Annotated in this window: 12 protein-coding genes and 1 pseudogene; 8 read left to right on the forward strand and 5 right to left on the reverse strand. The window is 62.8% G+C overall.

Annotated features, from left to right (window positions below; all coding sequences use genetic code 11):
- Nucleotides 1-118: 118 nt before the first annotated feature.
- Genes tauD through tauA form a run of 4 tightly spaced genes read right to left on the reverse strand, consistent with a single transcriptional unit; the run spans nt 119 to nt 3,624 of the window.
- Nucleotides 119-952, reverse strand: coding sequence for a taurine dioxygenase (tauD, locus tag HG549_RS01130; RefSeq protein WP_170027802.1), 834 nt, complete (start codon nt 950-952; stop codon nt 119-121).
- Nucleotides 953-1,000: 48 nt separating this feature from the next.
- Nucleotides 1,001-1,840 (reverse strand): taurine ABC transporter permease TauC, encoded by an 840-nt coding sequence (tauC, locus tag HG549_RS01135; protein WP_170027803.1) that lies wholly within the window; start codon nt 1,838-1,840, stop codon nt 1,001-1,003.
- Complete coding sequence (gene tauB / locus HG549_RS01140) at nt 1,837-2,625, reverse strand: taurine ABC transporter ATP-binding subunit (RefSeq protein WP_170027804.1); 789 nt, start codon at nt 2,623-2,625, stop codon at nt 1,837-1,839. The genes tauC and tauB overlap by 4 nt, the downstream gene beginning before the upstream one ends.
- Nucleotides 2,626-2,652: 27 nt before the next feature.
- Nucleotides 2,653-3,624 (reverse strand): taurine ABC transporter substrate-binding protein, encoded by a 972-nt coding sequence (gene tauA / locus HG549_RS01145; protein WP_170027805.1) that lies wholly within the window; start codon nt 3,622-3,624, stop codon nt 2,653-2,655.
- A gap of 645 nt (nt 3,625-4,269) precedes the next feature.
- Between tauA and HG549_RS01150 the strand changes: the two genes are divergently transcribed.
- The 8 genes and pseudogenes from HG549_RS01150 to HG549_RS01185 all read left to right on the forward strand — a co-directional run bounded on the left by HG549_RS01150 (nt 4,270) and on the right by HG549_RS01185 (nt 11,339).
- A complete protein-coding gene (locus HG549_RS01150) occupies nt 4,270-5,610 on the forward strand; it encodes an OprD family porin (RefSeq protein ID WP_170027806.1) in 1,341 nt (446 codons plus the stop codon).
- Nucleotides 5,611-5,776: 166 nt separating this feature from the next.
- Nucleotides 5,777-6,415, forward strand: a complete 639-nt coding sequence (locus tag HG549_RS01155; protein ID WP_170027807.1) for a peroxiredoxin — start codon at nt 5,777-5,779, stop codon at nt 6,413-6,415.
- Between the two features lie 208 nt (nt 6,416-6,623).
- Nucleotides 6,624-7,217, forward strand: a complete 594-nt coding sequence (gene ssuE, locus HG549_RS01160) for an NADPH-dependent FMN reductase (protein WP_170027808.1) — start codon at nt 6,624-6,626, stop codon at nt 7,215-7,217.
- Nucleotides 7,218-7,301: 84 nt separating this feature from the next.
- The gene (locus HG549_RS01165; protein WP_170027809.1) at nt 7,302-8,267 is read left to right on the forward strand and encodes a sulfonate ABC transporter substrate-binding protein; all 966 of its coding nucleotides are present in this window, start codon (nt 7,302-7,304) and stop codon (nt 8,265-8,267) included.
- Nucleotides 8,268-8,324: 57 nt separating this feature from the next.
- Nucleotides 8,325-9,473: an FMNH2-dependent alkanesulfonate monooxygenase gene (ssuD, locus tag HG549_RS01170; RefSeq protein ID WP_170027810.1), complete on the forward strand. Its 1,149-nt coding sequence runs from the start codon at nt 8,325-8,327 to the stop codon at nt 9,471-9,473.
- Between the two features lie 10 nt (nt 9,474-9,483).
- Nucleotides 9,484-10,281, forward strand: coding sequence for an aliphatic sulfonate ABC transporter permease SsuC (gene ssuC / locus HG549_RS01175; RefSeq protein ID WP_170027811.1), 798 nt, complete (start codon nt 9,484-9,486; stop codon nt 10,279-10,281).
- Nucleotides 10,253-11,090, forward strand: a pseudogene (gene ssuB / locus HG549_RS01180) (aliphatic sulfonates ABC transporter ATP-binding protein). The gene ssuC and the pseudogene ssuB overlap by 29 nt, the downstream one beginning before the upstream one ends.
- A gap of 33 nt (nt 11,091-11,123) precedes the next feature.
- The gene (locus HG549_RS01185) at nt 11,124-11,339 is read left to right on the forward strand and encodes a molybdopterin-binding protein (protein ID WP_003255829.1); all 216 of its coding nucleotides are present in this window, start codon (nt 11,124-11,126) and stop codon (nt 11,337-11,339) included.
- A 134-nt stretch (nt 11,340-11,473) separates the two neighbouring features.
- On the opposite strand, the gene HG549_RS01190 is transcribed toward HG549_RS01185, so the two are convergent.
- On the reverse strand, nt 11,474-16,963 hold the full coding sequence (locus tag HG549_RS01190; protein WP_170027813.1) for a dermonecrotic toxin domain-containing protein: 5,490 nt from the start codon (nt 16,961-16,963) through the stop codon (nt 11,474-11,476).
- Nucleotides 16,964-16,980: the final 17 nt, after the last annotated feature.

Here is a 16,980-nt window from a genome sequence, read left to right on the forward strand (position 1 = left end):
CGCTGGGGGCCGCTTTGCGGCCCTTCGCGACACAAGGCCGCTGCTGCAGCAAATCGCGTTCCCCTGTAGGAGCGGCCTTGTGTCGCGAAAGGAGGCCGAAGGCCTCCCCAGGGCCCTGTCAGAAGGGCGCATCCCCCAGGATGGTCGCCCGATGCATGACCCGCCGGTTCGGCCGGTAATCATCCACGGCAAAATGCTGGGTCACGCGGTTGTCCCAGAACGCCACATCATGCTCCTGCCAGCGCCAGCGGATACTGAACTCCGGCCGCGTGGCATGGGCGAACAGCAGCTTCAGCAGCGCTTCGCTTTCCAGCTCGCTCAGTTCATTGATACGTGTGGTGAAGCCTTCATTGACGAACAACGCCTTGCGCCCGCTCACCGGATGCGTACGCACCACCGGGTGCGACAAAGGCGGGTTGTTGCGCCGCGTGGCTTCCCAGCGCGCCAGGTCCTCTGGCGTGGTACCAAAGCGCTCCAGTGGGAACGACTTGGTGAAGTCGTGGGTGGCAGTGAGCCCGTCGAGCAGCTCGCGCAGGGGCGCCGACAACGCTTCGAAGGCCGCGATCCCGCTGGCCCACAGGGTATCGCCACCGTAGGCCGGCAGCTGCTTGGCGCTGAGTACCGCACCCAGTGCCGGGGTCGGCAGGAAGGTCACATCGGTGTGCCACACGGCATTGTCGCGCACATCGGTGACCGCCGTATCGAGGATCAGCACCTGCGGGGTTTCCGGCACGTTGGGGTAGATCGGGTGGATATGCAGGTCGCCGAAGCGGGCAGCAAAGCGTGCCTGCTGTTGTGGGGTTATCGGTTGGTCGCGGAAGAACAGCACCTGGTGCTGCAGCAACGCCTGTTCGATGGCGTCGCGCTGCGCGGTGCTGATGTCGCGGCTGAGGTCCACGCCGCTGATCTGGGCGCCGAGCGCCGGGCTGAGTGGGGTGATGGTCAGGCTCATGTGGGTCTCTTCAATCAGGCGCCAGGCTGCTGGCGTGGTCAACAGGGTTCAGTGGCTTTGCCCGTGCCACGGCACCAGTTTGCGTTGCAGGGCGCGCAGGCCCATCTCCAGGGCGAAGGCGATCAGGGCGATCAGCAGGATGCCCAGCACCACCACATCGGTTACCAGGAACTGCGCCGCCGACTGCACCATGAAGCCCAGGCCGCTGGTAGCCGCGATCAGCTCGGCGGCCACCAGGGTCGACCAGCCAACCCCCAGGCCGATACGCAGGCCGGTGAGGATGTCGGGCAAGGCGCTGGGCAGGATCACATGGCGGATCAGCTGGGCCCTGGTAGCGCCCAATGATTGCGCCGCACGCAGCTTGGCCGGGTCGACCGTGCGCACGCCGGTGGCTGTGGCAATGGCGATGGGCGCGAAGATCGCCAGGTAGATCAGCAGCACCTTCGACAGCTCGCCGATGCCGCACCAGATGACGATCAGTGGCAGGTAGGCCAGCGGTGGGATTGGCCGGTAGAACTCGATCAACGGGTCGAGAATGCCACGCGCTACGCGGTTGTAGCCGATGGCGATGCCCACCGGAATGGCAGTAAGGGTGGCGGCCAGCAGGGCTACGCCGATGCGTCCCAGGCTGGCACCCAGGTGCTGCCACAGGCTGGCGTCCATGTAGCCCTGGGTCAGCAAGGTCCAGGCCCTGGCCACGATATCGGCCGGCGAGGGCAGGAACAGCGGCTCGATCCAGCCGGCTGCGGTCACCAGCCACCAGGCCAGCAGCAGGCCGGCCAGGGTCAGCGTGCTGATCCAGCGGGTGGCCAGGGGGGCGCGCAGCCTCGCGACTGGCCGGGGTTGGGTGTTGTGTTTGCCGGTAACCGGCAGGTCCAGGCTGCTCATGCGCGCTCCTGCAGGCTTTGCCGTTGCGAGAACACCCGCGCCAGCACATGCTCGCGGGTTTCGATGAAGGCCGGGTCGGACTTGATCGCCCGGGCCGGTTCGCCGGCCGCATGGCGCTGGCCGAAGTCCAGTTGCAGGCGTTCCACCACGCGACCTGGGTTGGGTGCCAGCAGCACCAGCTCGCTGGCCAGGAACACCGCTTCTTCGATGTCATGGGTAATCAGGAACACCGGCTTGGCCGTGCGTTGCCACACCTGCAGCAACAGCTCCTGCATCTGCTCGCGGGTAAAGGCATCGAGCGCGCCGAATGGTTCGTCCATCAGCAGTACCCGAGGGTCGGCTGCCAGCGCCCGAGCCAGGCCCACGCGCTGCTTCTGGCCGCCAGACAATTGCCAGATACGCCGCTCGGCAAAACCGTCGAGGTCGACCAGGGCCAGCATTTCGCGGGCCTTGGCTTCGCGCTCGGCGCGGGGCATGCCGGCCAGTTCCAGGCCGAAGGCGACATTGGCCAGCACGTTCTGCCAGGGCAGCAGGGCATCGTCCTGGAACACCACGCCACGCTCGGCTCCGGGGCCCTGGACGGGCATGCCGTCCAGCGTGATGCGCCCGCCGCTGGGGGCGACGAAGCCGGCGATCAGGTTGAGCAGCGAGGTCTTGCCGCTGCCGGAAGGCCCCAGGGCCACCAGCAATTGGCGCGGCCCCAGGCTCAGGTTGATGTCGGCCAGCACCGGGGTAGCGGCGCCGGGGTACTGTGCGCTGATGCGCTCCAGCTCGAGCAAGGCCATGGCAGGCTCCGGTCGGTTTCTACAGGCTTAGTTGGGCAGGTATTGGGCACTTACGTATGGCGCGTAGTCCGGCAGTACCGCGTCGACCTTGCCTTGCTGCTTGAGGAAGGTGGCCGTGTCGGTCAGCGCCTGGGTGGTCGGCGTGCCCAGGGCACTGGCCTGGTCGGCTGCCAGCGGATAGACGTTGCCCTGCAGCAGTACCGGGATATCGGTAGGCTTGGCACCGGACAGCTTGGCCAGCTTGGCGACGTTGTCGGGGTTGGCCAGCCAGGCTTTCGGGTCCTTGCGGTAGTCGGCGTAGGCGTCGAGGGTCACTTTGGCGAAGGCCTTGACCACGTCCGGGTGCTTGGCGGCGAAGTCCTTGCGTACGATCCACGCGTCGAAGGTCGGCGCGCCTTTTGCGGCCAGCTCGCCCGAGGTAATCAGCACCTTGCCGTTCTCCTTGGCCACGCCCAGGGCCGGGTCCCATACATAGGTCGCGTCGATGTCGCCACGCTTCCAGGCAGCAATGATTGCTGGCGGTGCGAGGTTGAGGATCTGCACTTTGGACGGGTCGATGTTCCAGCTTTTCAGCGCTGCCAGCAGGCTGTAGTGGCCGGTGGAGACGAACGGCACGGCAACTTTCTTGCCGACCAGGTCTTGCGGTGTGTTGATGCCATCGCGCGCGACCAGTGCCTCACCGGCGCCAATCTGCGTGGCGATGAGGAAGGTTTCGACCGGCAGCTTGCGGGTGGCGGCGGCGGCCAGCGGGCTGGAGCCCAGGTAGCCGATTTGTACATCGCCGCTGGCCACGGCCGTGATCACGTCGGCGCCATTATCGAACTTGCGCCAGTCGATGCTGGCCTTGCTGGCCTTTTCGTAGGTGCCGTCGACCTGTGCGACTTTGGCGGGGTCGACGGTGGTCTGGTAGGCCACGGTCAGGTCGGCAGCCTGTGCCAGCCAGCTGGCGCTGGCGAGGGTCAGGGCGGCGAACAGGCGCAGCGGAGCGTGCGGGAACATGGTGAACCTCTCGTCAGCAATCGGTGTGATGGATGGCGAAAAGGCTAAATGATCTAAGAAAACTAAAATAAATAACTTTTTTGCATTAGCTTAGGAGTCGATCGTCTGAATTCGCCGTCTGTCTTTACCCGATTCGTGCAGGAGCGGCCTTGTGTCGCGATGGGCCGCAAGGCAGCCCCGGCAATTTTTCGGTGCTAGCTGAGATTCTGGGGCTGCTTCGCACCCCATCGCGACGCAAGGCCGCTCCTACACAGGGTGCGTCAGCAAGGGTGATTTCACGCAATGGCGAAATGCGAGAGGGCTGCTAGGCTTTCCCGTCCCGATAGAACGATGTGGAATTAGGTTATGAGCAAACGTTTGCAAATAACCAAAGGTTATGAATGACCCCGTTGTTACTACGAATGGCTGTAACAGTTCCTAACATATTCCAGAAAAATCTTACCAATTCATAAAACGGTCATTTTGGATTTATAGGATTGTCATTATCCTGTAGCGCAGGGGGCGTCTTAGACCAAAGTCGCGAAACGTTTAGAAACGATTGACTTAATGGTCACGCTTTGGGACTAAATCGCCAATCCACGGTGAGCGGGGCAAAAGATCCTGCCGCCAGAGATACACAAGAATTAGAACGTAGAGGAGCAAAATATGTACAAGTCCAGCCTGGCCCTGGCCGTGGCATTGGGGGTTCTCGCCCAGCAAGCAGGCGCTGCCGGTTTCGTTGAAGACAGCAAACTGTCGCTCAGCTCGCGCACCATGTACTTCAACAACGACAACCGTGAAGCCCACGCTACCGGCACTGCTGAGCGTCCGGACCAGCGTGAGTCGGGCCAAGGCTTCAAGCTCGACTACATCTCGGGCTTTACCCAAGGCACCGTAGGCTTTGGTGTTGATGCGCAGGCGCTGTGGGGTATTCACCTGGATGGCGGCGAGGGTTACCACAAGTCCGGCTTCTTCCCGGATGACGGCAAAGGTTCCGCTGCCCAGTGGGCCCGTTTCGGTGCCAATGCCAAGGCGCGCTTCTCCAAGACTGAAGCGCATTTCGGTAGCGCGCTCGCACCGAACCTGCCGATCCTGGTTTCCAACGATGGTCGTCTGCTGCCTCAAACCTTCGAGGGTGGCACCATCCAGTCGAAGGAAATCGACAACCTGACCATCAACGCCGGTCAGCTGACCCACGCCATGGGCCGTGCTTCGAGCAACCGTACTGGTCTGTCTGTTGCCGGTTCCAATGCCGAGAGCAACAAGTTCCGCTACGGTGGCCTGGACTACAAGCTCACTCCAGACCTGACCCTGCAGTACTACTACTCGAACCTGGAAGACTTCTACAAGCAGCACTTCCTGGGCGCCACCCACGTGTTCAAGATCGCTGACGACCAGTCGTTCAAGACCGACCTGCGCTACTTCGACAGCAGCAGCGACGGCAAGAATGGCAATGACAGCGCTTACAACTTCAACAACAACGGTGGCTACGCCAAGAACACCGGCGAGATCGACAACAAGACCTGGTCGGCCATGTTCACCTATACCCTGGGTGGCCACGCGCTGATGGTCGGCCACCAGCAGGTGGGTGACGACGGTGGCTTCGTATGGTTGAACCAGGGCAGCCTGACCAACGACAGCGGTACCTCCGAAGGCGCTGCAGGTTCCAGCTTCTACCTGTTCACCGACAGCATGATCAACCAGTTCGCCCGTGCTGGCGAAAACACTACCTTCGGTCAGTACTCCTATGACTTCGCGGCCCTGGGTGTGCCAGGCCTGAAGGCATCGCTTGCTTACCTGCGTGGTGACGATATCCGCAACAAGTCGGGCAACGGCACCTACAACGAATGGGAACGCGATGCGCGCATCGACTACACCCTTCAGGAAGGCACCTTCAAAGGCCTGGGCTTCAGCCTGCGCCAAGGCGTCTACCGTGGGTCCGGCGAGAGCAGCGCCGACCAGGATCAGGCTCGCTTCATCGTGAACTACACTTACAGCTTCCTGTAAGCCGTAGTCACGAAGAAAGCCTCGCCTAGTGCGAGGCTTTTTTTATGCCTGTCGTCGGTAATTCCTTGGGGTTATAAATAAATCGTTATTTATTCTTTTTATTTCTCTCCGAGTACAGGCACATTCACTCCATGCACTACAGAACACAGCACAGGAGCCGCAGCCCATGAGCCTCAAACTCGGCGATATCGCCCCCGATTTCGAACAGGATTCCAGCGCAGGCAAGATCCGTTTCCACGAATGGCTGGGCAATAGCTGGGGCGTGTTGTTCTCCCACCCGGCCGACTTCACCCCGGTGTGCACCACCGAGCTGGGCCTCACCGCCAAGCTCAAGGACGAATTCGCCAAGCGCGGGGTCAAGGCCATCGCCCTGTCGGTCGACCCGGTCGACTCGCACCAGCGCTGGATCGAGGACATCAACGAGACCCAGAACACCGTGGTCAACTTCCCGATCATCGCCGACGCCGACCGCAAGGTGTCCGACCTGTACGACCTGATCCATCCGAATGCCAGCGACACTCTCACCGTGCGCTCGCTGTTCGTTATCGACCCGAACAAGAAGGTGCGCCTGACCATCACCTACCCGGCCAGCACCGGGCGCAACTTCAACGAAATCCTGCGGGTGATCGACTCGCTGCAGCTGACTGACAACCACAAGGTGGCCACGCCTGGTAACTGGCAGGACGGTGACGACGTGGTGATCGTGCCTTCGCTGAAGGACGAAGAGGAGATCAGGCAGCGCTTCCCAAAAGGTTACCGGGCGGTCAAGCCTTACTTGCGTCTGACCCCGCAGCCCAATCGCTAAAGAATTCCTCGTTGCATTGCTCTTAGCCATAGCAGGGATATTCGGGCCGTTTCGACGGCCCTTTTTTATGCCTGTGGAAATTGCATTGGCCTTTTCGCGGGCCTTCCAGATGAAAAACCAAATGGAATAAACAAATGAAAAAATATGATTTCTAGGTATATGGCTGCGCTGGTAATGTCACTCCCAACCCAGACAAGGAAACGCTGCAATGTTGGTCGTCTCAATCGGTGGTAGCCCCAGTACCCGTTCACGCTCCGGCGTGCTGCTGCAGCGTTCGCGCCAGTGGCTGCAGGATCGTGGTGTCGAAGTGGTGACGTTCCAGGTACGCGACTTCCCCGCCGAAGACCTGCTGCATGCCCGTTTCGACAGCCCGCAGGTGCAGCATTTCCAGCAACTGGTAGCCCAGGCCGATGGCCTGATCGTTGCCACTCCGGTGTACAAGGCCTCTTTTGCCGGCGCCCTGAAAACCTTGCTCGACCTGCTGCCCGAGCGGGCCTTGGCCAACAAGATCGTGTTGCCGATCGCCACCGGCGGCAGTATCGCCCACATGCTGGCGGTGGATTACGCACTGAAACCCGTGCTGTCGGCACTCAAGGCGCAGGAGACCCTGCAAGGGATCTTCGCCGACGACAGCCAGATTGCCTACGCAGACGGCAGCAAGCCCGCACAGCTGGTACCGGCGCTGGAGCAACGCCTGCAGGATTCGCTGGAGACCTTCCACGTCGCCCTGGCCCGCCGGCCGCGCCCGGTGGCCCCCGGCGTGCTGGAAGAACGCCTGATCAGCGCTCGCTGGAGCATCTGACCGGCCTTATTTGCTTCACCACCTTACTCGCCCGACAACGAGGCAAGCAGGTACAACCCGAACCCCATCGCACAGGAGAGCGCCATGCGCACAGTCTTCTTGCGTCGCGGTCTGGTCGCCCTGTTTGCGGCGGCTGTGTCCTTCGGCGCCATTACCCAAGCCCAGGCCGAGAGCCTGCGTATCGGCTATCAGAAATACGGCACCCTGGTGCTGCTCAAGGCCAAAGGCACGCTGGAGAAGCGCCTGGCCGAGCAGGGCGTGCAGGTGCAGTGGACCGAATTCCCCGGCGGCCCGCAGCTGCTTGAAGGGTTGAATGTCGGCTCCATCGATTTCGGTGTCACCGGCGAAACGCCGCCAGTGTTCGCCCAGGCCGCCGGTGCCGACCTGCTGTACGTCGCCTATGAGCCGCCAGCGCCGCACAGCGAGGCGATCCTGGTGCCGAAGGGTTCGCCGGTACAGTCGGTCAAGGACCTCAAGGGCAAGAAAGTCGCCCTCAACAAGGGCTCCAACGTGCACTACCTGCTGGTCCGCGCGCTGCAAGATGCCGGCCTCAAGTACAGCGACATCCAGCCCGTCTACCTGCCACCGGCCGACGCCCGCGCCGCCTTCGAGCGCGGCAGCGTCGATGCCTGGGTGATCTGGGACCCCTACCAGGCGGCTGCCGAGCAACAGCTGCAGGCGCGTACCCTGCGCGACGGCAAAGGGCTGGTCGACAACCACCAGTTCTACCTCGCTACCCGCAACTATGCGACCCAGCACCCGGCGGTGATCAACACCCTGATCGAAGAAGTCCGTGCGGTGGGCCAGTGGTCCCAGGCCAACCCGCAGCAGGTGACCGAGCAGGTTGCACCGCTGCTCGGCCTGCCCGCCGACATCACCCTGACCTCGGTCAAGCGCCAGGGCTATGGCGCCGCAGCGCTCACCCCGGAAGTGGTGGCCGCGCAACAGAAGATCGCCGACACGTTCCAGGCACTTAAGCTGATTCCCAAGCCGCTGAGCATCAAGGACGTGATCTGGACACCCCCGGCCAAGGTCGCCAGTGCGCCTTGATTGACTTGCCGCGCCGGGGCCTTGCCCTGGCCGAGCCCCCTTGAGGAGACAACTCCAATGAGCCTGAACATTTTCTGGTTTCTGCCCACGCACGGTGACGGTAAGTACCTGGGCACCTCGGATGGCGCCCGCGCTGTCGATCACGGCTACCTGCAGCAGATCGCCCAGGCGGCCGACCGCCTCGGTTTTGGTGGGGTGCTGATCCCTACCGGGCGTTCCTGCGAGGACTCCTGGCTGGTCGCAGCGTCGCTGATCCCGGTGACCCAGCGGCTGAAATTCCTGGTTGCCCTGCGCCCCGGCATCATTTCGCCCACCGTGGCGGCGCGCCAGGCGGCAACCCTCGACCGGCTGTCCAATGGCCGCGCGCTGTTCAACCTGGTGACCGGCGGTGACCCGGACGAACTGGCCGGCGACGGCCTGCACCTGAACCACCAGGAACGCTATGAAGCGTCTGTGGAGTTCACCCGTATCTGGCGCAAAGTGCTGGAAGGCGAGGTGGTCGACTATGACGGCAAGCATATCCAGGTGAAGGGCGCCAAGCTGTTGTACCCGCCGATCCAGCAACCACGCCCGCCCCTGTATTTCGGCGGCTCCTCCGAAGCTGCCCAGGACCTGGCTGCCGAGCAGGTGGAGCTGTACCTGACCTGGGGCGAGCCGCCGAGCGCGGTCGCGGAAAAAATCGCCCAGGTACGAGAAAAAGCTGCTGCCCAGGGCCGCGAAGTGCGCTTTGGCATCCGCCTGCACGTGATCGTGCGGGAAACCAACGAAGAAGCCTGGGCTGCCGCCGACAAGCTGATTTCGCACCTGGATGACGACACCATCGCCCGTGCCCAGGCCTCGCTGGCGCGCTTCGACTCGGTCGGCCAGCAGCGCATGGCGGCGTTGCACAACGGCAGCCGCGACAAGCTGGAAGTCAGCCCCAACCTGTGGGCTGGCGTCGGCCTGGTGCGTGGCGGTGCCGGTACCGCACTGGTCGGGGACGGCCCGACCGTTGCGGCGCGGGTCAAGGAATACGCCGCGCTGGGCATCGACACCTTCATCTTCTCCGGTTACCCGCACCTGGAAGAGTCGTACCGGGTGGCTGAGCTGCTGTTCCCGCACCTGGACGTGCAGCGCCCGGAGCAAGCCAAGGCCGGCGGCTACGTGAGCCCGTTCGGCGAGATGGTGGCCAACGACATCCTGCCCAAGTCCGTTGCGCAAAGTTGAGGGCCTGGCCATGAGTCGTGCAACTTCCAATAGCCTTGGCCAGCGCCTGGCGCCGTGGGCGCTGCCGCTCCTGCTGCTGGCTGCCTGGCAGCTGGCGGTCAGCGCCGGCTGGCTGTCGACGCGCATCCTGCCGGCGCCCAGCGCCGTGGTCAGTGCCGGCGTCGAACTGGTGCGCAGTGGCGAGATCTGGACCCACCTGGCGATCAGTGGCTGGCGCGCCGGGCTGGGCTTCGTCATTGGTGGCAGCATCGGCCTGGTGCTGGGCTTCATCACCGGCTTGTCGAACTGGGGCGAACGCCTGCTCGACAGCTCGGTGCAGATGATCCGCAATGTGCCGCACCTGGCACTGATCCCGCTGGTGATCCTGTGGTTCGGTATCGACGAGTCGGCGAAGGTGTTCCTGGTCGCACTGGGCACGTTGTTCCCGATCTACCTGAACACTTATCACGGCATCCGCAACGTCGACCCGGCGCTGGTGGAGATGGCGCGCAGCTATGGCCTGTCCGGCTTCAGCCTGTTCCGCCAGGTGATCCTGCCGGGGGCCTTGCCATCGATCCTGGTCGGCGTGCGTTTTGCCCTGGGCTTCATGTGGCTGACCCTGATCGTTGCCGAAACCATCTCGGCCAACGCTGGCATCGGCTACCTGGCAATGAACGCCCGCGAATTCCTGCAGACCGACGTGGTGGTACTGGCCATCGTCCTGTACGCCGTGCTCGGCAAGCTTGCCGACCTTGCTGCGCGGGGCCTGGAGCGCGTGTGGCTGCGCTGGCACCCGGCCTATCAAGTGGCGAAGAAGGAGGGCGCATGACTGTGCTCAAGGAACAGCCGCCACGCCTGTTGCGTGGTATCCCGCTAGCTGCCAGCGGCCTGCGCAAGACCTTCGGCCAGCGCGAAGTGCTCAAGGGCATCGAGCTGCATATCCCGGCTGGCCAGTTCGTCGCCATCGTCGGCCGCAGTGGCTGCGGCAAGAGCACCTTGCTGCGCCTGCTGGCCGGCCTCGACCAGCCTACGGCAGGCCAGCTGCTGGCTGGCGCCGCAGCACTGGAAGAGGCCCGCGAAGAAACCCGCCTGATGTTCCAGGATGCGCGCCTGCTGCCGTGGAAGAAGGTGATCGACAACGTCGGCCTGGGCCTGTCCGGCGACTGGCGCCCGCGTGCGCTGCAAGCCCTGGAGGCCGTTGGCCTGGCCGACCGTGGCAACGAATGGCCGGCAGCGCTCTCCGGTGGCCAGAAGCAGCGCGTGGCCCTGGCCCGGGCGCTGATCCACCAGCCGCGCCTGCTGCTGCTGGACGAGCCGCTCGGTGCACTGGATGCACTGACCCGTATCGAGATGCAGCAGCTGATCGAACGCCTGTGGCGCCAGCACGGCTTCACCGTGCTGCTGGTCACCCACGACGTCAGCGAGGCGGTTGCCGTGGCTGACCGGGTGATCCTGATCGAGGACGGTGAGGTCGGGCTCGATCTCACCGTCGACCTGGCACGGCCCCGGGCGCGTGGTTCGCACCGCCTGGCCGCGCTGGAGAGCGAAGTGCTCAACCGAGTGCTGTCGGCCCCGGGCGCTGCGCCCGAGCCGGATCCTGTCGCCCCTCTGCCCACGCAATTGCGTTGGGCGCACTAATACCCCGGAAGTCCCTAGAGAAGGAATGACATCATGACCATCAAAGCCATCAACGTTCGCAACCAGTTCAAAGGCACCGTGAAAGAAATCCTCGAAGGCCCGGTACTGTCGGAAATCGACGTGCAGACAGCCTCGGGCATCGTCACCTCGGTCATCACTACCCGCTCCGTGCGTGAGCTGGAGCTGCAAGTGGGCAGTGAAGTGATTGCCTTCGTGAAGTCGACTGAAGTGTCTATCGCCAAGCTGTGATGAGGTTGCTCGATATTGGGGCTGCTTTGCAGCCCTTCGCGGGCACGCCCGCTCCCACACGGTCCTGCGACAGCGGACAATATGGGAGCGGGCGCGCCCGCGAAGGGCCGCCAGGCGGCCCCGATAATGCTGTATCAGGTGGCCGGCCGCAGGTTGCCGAATAGACGGTTGGCCTGGGCCTCGCTCATGCTGCCCCGCCACGCGCCGTCGCCCAGGTCGCGTTCGCTCGCCAGTTTCAGGTGGCCTGCTTCCAGCCGGTTGAAACCTTGTGCCGGTTTTTGTCGGAAGTGAAAGTGTGCATACCACAAGGCCTGCCGGGTATTGCGATCAAGAATGCGATATTCCTCCAGATATTCGACCGGGTTGCCTTTGCGATCCAGCTTGGGATTCAAAGTGCGCGACCAGGCAATTTCGGCTTCCTGCTCGCCAAGCAGGTATTCCAGGTAACCAACCGTAGGCTTTCTGCTGGCCTTGGTCTGGGCGATGCGCAATTCGCGGCCAAGTGTCTCCATCTGCTCGGCAGCGGTGTTCAGCCTTTGCCTCAGGGCTTGCTGCCCATCGGTCATTGCATCCCCGGCTTTCTGGCGAATCCTGTCGGCGATGAAACGCAGTTGCTGCGCGTGCCCTTCGGCAATGTCCTGCAGATCAACCGGCAAGGTTTGCGCTGTCTGGTACTGGCGCAGCCTGGCCTGCTGCCTTGGGACATCGTCCAGGCGGGCCGTGGCGGTTTCCATCAGGCTCGCCATTGTCTGTGTAGGCGCTGCGCGTTCTGCTGCAGACAGTTGCCACTGACCTGCTTCATTTCTGGTGTAGGTGGTATGGGGTTGGTTGGAGTGTGGCTGGTTGATACGCATGCGTACCTGCCCCCCTTCGGCGTACTCGGTGCCAATGAGTGGGCCTTCCACGGTTTCGAACAGGCGCGGGCGGCTAGCCCCACGCCCAGGCTGGTGACCGCTGCGTTGCCGAGCGACATTGGCCCTGTCGAGGCTGTTTTCGATGTCATCGATCAGCTGACGCAGCAACTGTCGCAGCGAACGGTTTTCACTAGGTGACAGCAAGTCCTGGAAATTGTCTTCCCACGCCGTGACATGGCTCAGGAACCGCGCGTAGTGGCTTTGTGCGCTGCGCAGGAAGTTGCGCTCCTGGGCACGGCTGAGGCTGGCCTGGGGCAACTGCAGGTGGCTGAAAAGGGTGCTGCGCAACGCAGTTCCTTGCTCGTGGAAGTGCGCCATGAATGCGCCGATCTGCGGATGTCCGACGGCGCTTGCCTGGAATAACGTCAACGAAAGAATGGATGCCCGGACAAGTTGTGCATTGGCGAGGTCGAGGATCAGCCCCGTCTCGTCTGCCATCAGTTGGTAACGGGTCAATGCGTTGCCCTGCAAGGTATTGCGCCTGGCCTGATGACGAATGGCCAGGCGTTCCACCTCCTGCAAGGTGGCTATCAATTCGCGGTTTGCCGCCAATGCCCGCTGAGTGAGGAGCTCGACCCGTTCGACGGCGACATTGTGCCCGTGCAGGGCCTGGGTGGCATTGATAGCGCGCCGGGCTTCGTCCGTCGCCAGGCTGAAGCGTGCCGATACAAGGTGCATCTCCAGTACGCTCATTTCGCTGATGTTTTCCTCACATACCGAGGTGAACCTGGCGTAGGTCGACCTGCCTAGCGTGGCGCGCTGTTCTCGCAGGCGAGCAATGCTGCGCTCGTTGTAAGTGATGTTACGACTGAGTTCTTCGACCAGTTCCCGGCGAGCGTTGGCGATCGCGGTCCTTTGCGCTTTGGTCGGGCGAGCCCCCTCCGGAACTGCTTGTGTGGCCTCGCGATAGTTCGCTTGCCTGGTGCGCATGCGATCCCGGATGCGCCTCAGTTCGTCGTTGATGTCGTGCGCCAGATCCATGCCGGTCAGTTGCCGAGGTTGACCGCGCACGATCATGCGCCAATAGGCGACGCCTTGGTCGTAAAGGGTGGTGAGTAAGCCGCCGCCGCCTTGCAAGCCATTGTCAACCAGCAAGCCGCTGAGCCTGCCAGGGGTTTCCCATAACCCCTGTTCGCTCAGCCGTACCGGTTGCCGGTAGGTGCGCAGGCCATGAGGCTTTAGCCGCCAGGTGAAGTTTGTCGGGTCCCACTCCACCGCGTACCAGGCGGCATAGCGCGATATGAAGTGCTGATTGCTGATGCTGTGCTCGAACACGCCCGCACCTTGTGGGTGTGTGGAAGGCGCCATCGGGCCCGCAGGCAACTCGCTTTCGTAACCTGCGAATGGGTTTGGCGGGGTTTTGCGGATTCCTCCCGTTGGCCTGAACGGTTCGAGGCGCTGGCGTTGCCGGGTCAACTGGCGGGCCGTGGTGGCAGGTGTGCCTGCGCTGGCCGCCAGCGGGGCAAGCGTGAGGATGGCGTCGGTCAGTGACTGCAACAGGCTGACCAGGTGCTGAAGACCTTCCTCCAGCTCGCTCTTCTGGAACGCTGAGACCGCGGCGTTCGCCGCGTGCCAACCGTCATACAAGGCCAACGTTGTGCCCGCACCGGGCAATATGCCAAGTGTCAGCCGCAAGCCGAGGAAGAAGTAACGGTTGAACGCCTCGGGCGCGACAAGCGCCATGTCAGCCTGGCTGCGCGAAGTGGCCCGATGCTCGCGGATGAGTTCGCCCATGTCCTGGGCGGTTTCGTAGGTTGGCAAGGTTTCGGTGCGCACCGAGCCCACGTCGATGAAGGCCTTGAAGCCGGCCTGCAGCGCCTGGTTGATATACAGCTCATGTTCATCCGGGTTGCCGGATTGCGTCTGGGTCGCCAGGTAATGGACCATGCCCTTGTCCAGCGCCATCGTCTGCAGCGCCTCGCACGCAGCCTTGGCGGTTGCATGCTGAGTGATGATCTTGCCGTTGGGGGCATCCGGCATATAGAGCAGTACCGGCCCTTTCATATCCTGGATCACGCTGATACCTGACAGCCCCACGCTGTTACTGGACCCGTCAGCAGCAGTGCCTGGGGCAAGCTCCAGCGTGTGGTAGGCGATGGTTCTGGTGGCGGTGCTGTCGAGCTGTTCCTGGCAGAACCTTTCCAGCAGCGTCTGTCCCGAGGCGTCGAGGCTGGTCGGCCTGCTCAGGGTCAGCAGCCGCAGGCGGTGTTCGTAGGGGGCACGCAAGGTCTCCTGGCGCCACTGCACCTGCCAGGCGGATTCGTGTGCAAAGCCCAGGTAGGCCTGGGTGATACGTTGCTCGTAACTGCCAGCGGCATCCAGTTGCGTGATCAGCTCGGTGATATAAGTTGGGGTAAGGGCTTGCTCCAGTGTGTGGTTTTCCGGTTCGCACTTGATGGTGGCATTGCCCAGTCTGAGTCGCCGCTGATCATCCAGGGCCAGCAGGATGAACGATTCGAGATTCACGGCACTGCGCGTCTTGCTGAATTCCGGCACGTCTCGAGACCCAGCGCCGCCCAGTGCCGATTGACCGGTTACTTGTTTTTTCACGGTTACGCTGTCGGCGATGTCGAGGGTAATTTGCGGGATATTCTGAATGCCAAACTCAGTGCGCAGGTGTTGATGCAGCATGCTGCGGGTGAATTGCTTGCGTGATGGCAAGCTCATCCTGAGCAGGTCGGTCGAGGCCAGCAATGCGCCCCGCAGCGCGTCAACCTGTTTGGCCAGGTCGTCAAGCTGGTGCGGGTCAAGGTGGTGCAATGGGCTGAGCTGGGCGTGGATGTGGCTGCTGCGGTTGTTCTCGGCAAACCTTGCCAGGGCCGTCTCTCTGGCGCGGTTGCTGCTGATGCACAGGCGTTGCCGGGCGTGCTCCTTCGAACTGTCGGCAGGCAGCGCCGCAACTATGGCCTCCACACAGTGCTGCATGAAGTGGGATTTGATCACCGTATGGTTGAACGATGCCGAAGCCGAGTCGGCCAGGGCCTCCAGCAGCTGTATGGCATCGGCCGGCTGCGCCGCTTCCAGCAGCGCGTCGGGCCATGCGCCCTGCAGCGTAGCCAGCAGGCTTCGGGCGAGTGCCGACTCGTGCTCGAATGCCAGTAATCCACCCCGTTGGCCTGGCCTGTAGAGCAATATGCTGGGCGCATGGGTTTGATCATCTTCCTTGGGCAGCGCACGGAATGTCATGTAGCCATGCAGCTGCCAGGTGCGGTCTGCGGCCACCAGCTCCAGTGCGCTGGCCTGTACGAAGCGTTGCAGGCCAGGCTTGGGCCTGTCGACAAGCTGCTCGATCCAGTCCAGATGGGTATCCGACAGCTCCCCCAGCGTGTGCTGCAGGCGCGCTTCCTTGAGCAAGGCCTGGCAAAGCCCTTCACTGATCTGCTCGAGCGGGCTTTTGTCACCGACGCGCACCTTGAGGCTGGCACTCGAGAGCACGGCTGGCAATTCCAGCAGATAGAGGTCCTGGGCATCCTGCAGCACGTCAAGCTCCGCCTGGCGTTCGCGCAACAGCGTGACCTTGGCGGAGGTGGGAGCTGTCTCTCCAGCTAGATACTGCTCCAGCAGTGTCTCCTGGCGTTCGATCGACTGCTTGCGCCAGCCGATCGGCAGATGTTGTTCCAGGCAGGCGAAGTGCACCTCTTCCTCCGCCAGCGCGGTATCGGTTGCGTGCACCTGGTCGATGGCGCTTTTCACGGTCGCGTCGAGTGCCTCGCGAACCAGTTCACTGCGCTGGCGTTCCCAGGTTTGCAGGTCGGACAAGTCCAGCGGGCCCGTTTCGCTTTGCAGGCAGGCTTGAAGCAGGTGGTGTTCGGTAATCTCCTTGTGCTGGCGGAGCATTTCCGCCATCAGCGCACTGAAGCCATCGCGTTGCAGATGGGTAATGACGACATCCTCGCGCATCCCTGTGACAACGGAATACCTGGGGTCCGACCAGAACCAGAAGCGGTTGGCGAAGATCCAGTCACGCAAAGCTTCGAGATCGTTGAAAGCAAGCACAGGGTTGAGCCTGCCTGGCAGGTAGAGCAACCAGGATGTCAGGCCGGCTTGCGGGCTGATCAGCAACGCTGCTGTGCTGGTCAGCGTGGTTCCCGTCGGTAGCCGCCACTCCACCAAAGCATGTCCGGCCGATGCCTCCCTGCCGTGCAGCCAATCGCTGATGTCTATCTTGCCCAGGCCGTATGCAATGTCCAGATTGCTGGTGAAGTGCTGGCGAAGCAGTTTGTTCGCCTGGGCCTTGCGCGAGCTATTGCTACCAGGCATTCGCCCGTCCCAGTAATTGCCCGCAGCTTGAAACTGCGCTGTTCGCACCGCAGGGCCTAGCTGCTGTTCCCATGCGGCGGCTGTCGTTGTGGCAAATGCCGACGCATCGCTGAAACCCCACGGGGTCCAGTCGGCAAACGGATTGGCAAAGACCGGGCCGGCTAGCAGGCGGGTAGCGAATGTGACCATGTTCACCTGGCTATCGCCATGGTGCAAACCGCAATGGGTCGGGTCCAGTTGCAGTTCAGCGTGTAACGTTTTGTGCACGGTTTGCCGCAGATCGGGTGCCAGGCTCAACAGGGTTCGTAGCTGTTGCGTGGTTCGTTCAAGTGTCTGCCGTGCGACCGTGAGCAGGTTACCTTTGCCGGCCAATTGCTGGCTGAGGGGGGCGGAGCCGTTGACTGGCAGGGTCGTGATGAGGTCGGGCAGGCTGATGTCGGGTGCGGGCATGAGCGATCAACTCTTTG

Origin of the sequence: Pseudomonas sp. SK (assembly GCF_012975065.1) — a bacterium.
Classification (GTDB): Bacteria; Pseudomonadota; Gammaproteobacteria; order Pseudomonadales; family Pseudomonadaceae; genus Aquipseudomonas; species Aquipseudomonas anuradhapurensis.

Coding starts and splice junctions, on each gene's coding strand:
- HG549_RS01185 (WP_003255829.1), top strand. CDS start 11,124: ATGACCATCAAAGCCATCAACGTTCGCAACCAGTTCAAAGGCACCGTG.
- tauA (WP_170027805.1), bottom strand. CDS start 3,624: ATGTTCCCGCACGCTCCGCTGCGCCTGTTCGCCGCCCTGACCCTCGCC.
- ssuC (WP_170027811.1), top strand. CDS start 9,484: ATGAGTCGTGCAACTTCCAATAGCCTTGGCCAGCGCCTGGCGCCGTGG.
- HG549_RS01165 (WP_170027809.1), top strand. CDS start 7,302: ATGCGCACAGTCTTCTTGCGTCGCGGTCTGGTCGCCCTGTTTGCGGCG.
- ssuD (WP_170027810.1), top strand. CDS start 8,325: ATGAGCCTGAACATTTTCTGGTTTCTGCCCACGCACGGTGACGGTAAG.
- tauB (WP_170027804.1), bottom strand. CDS start 2,625: ATGGCCTTGCTCGAGCTGGAGCGCATCAGCGCACAGTACCCCGGCGCC.
- HG549_RS01150 (WP_170027806.1), top strand. CDS start 4,270: ATGTACAAGTCCAGCCTGGCCCTGGCCGTGGCATTGGGGGTTCTCGCC.
- ssuE (WP_170027808.1), top strand. CDS start 6,624: ATGTTGGTCGTCTCAATCGGTGGTAGCCCCAGTACCCGTTCACGCTCC.
- tauC (WP_170027803.1), bottom strand. CDS start 1,840: ATGAGCAGCCTGGACCTGCCGGTTACCGGCAAACACAACACCCAACCC.
- HG549_RS01155 (WP_170027807.1), top strand. CDS start 5,777: ATGAGCCTCAAACTCGGCGATATCGCCCCCGATTTCGAACAGGATTCC.
- tauD (WP_170027802.1), bottom strand. CDS start 952: ATGAGCCTGACCATCACCCCACTCAGCCCGGCGCTCGGCGCCCAGATC.
- HG549_RS01190 (WP_170027813.1), bottom strand. CDS start 16,963: ATGCCCGCACCCGACATCAGCCTGCCCGACCTCATCACGACCCTGCCA.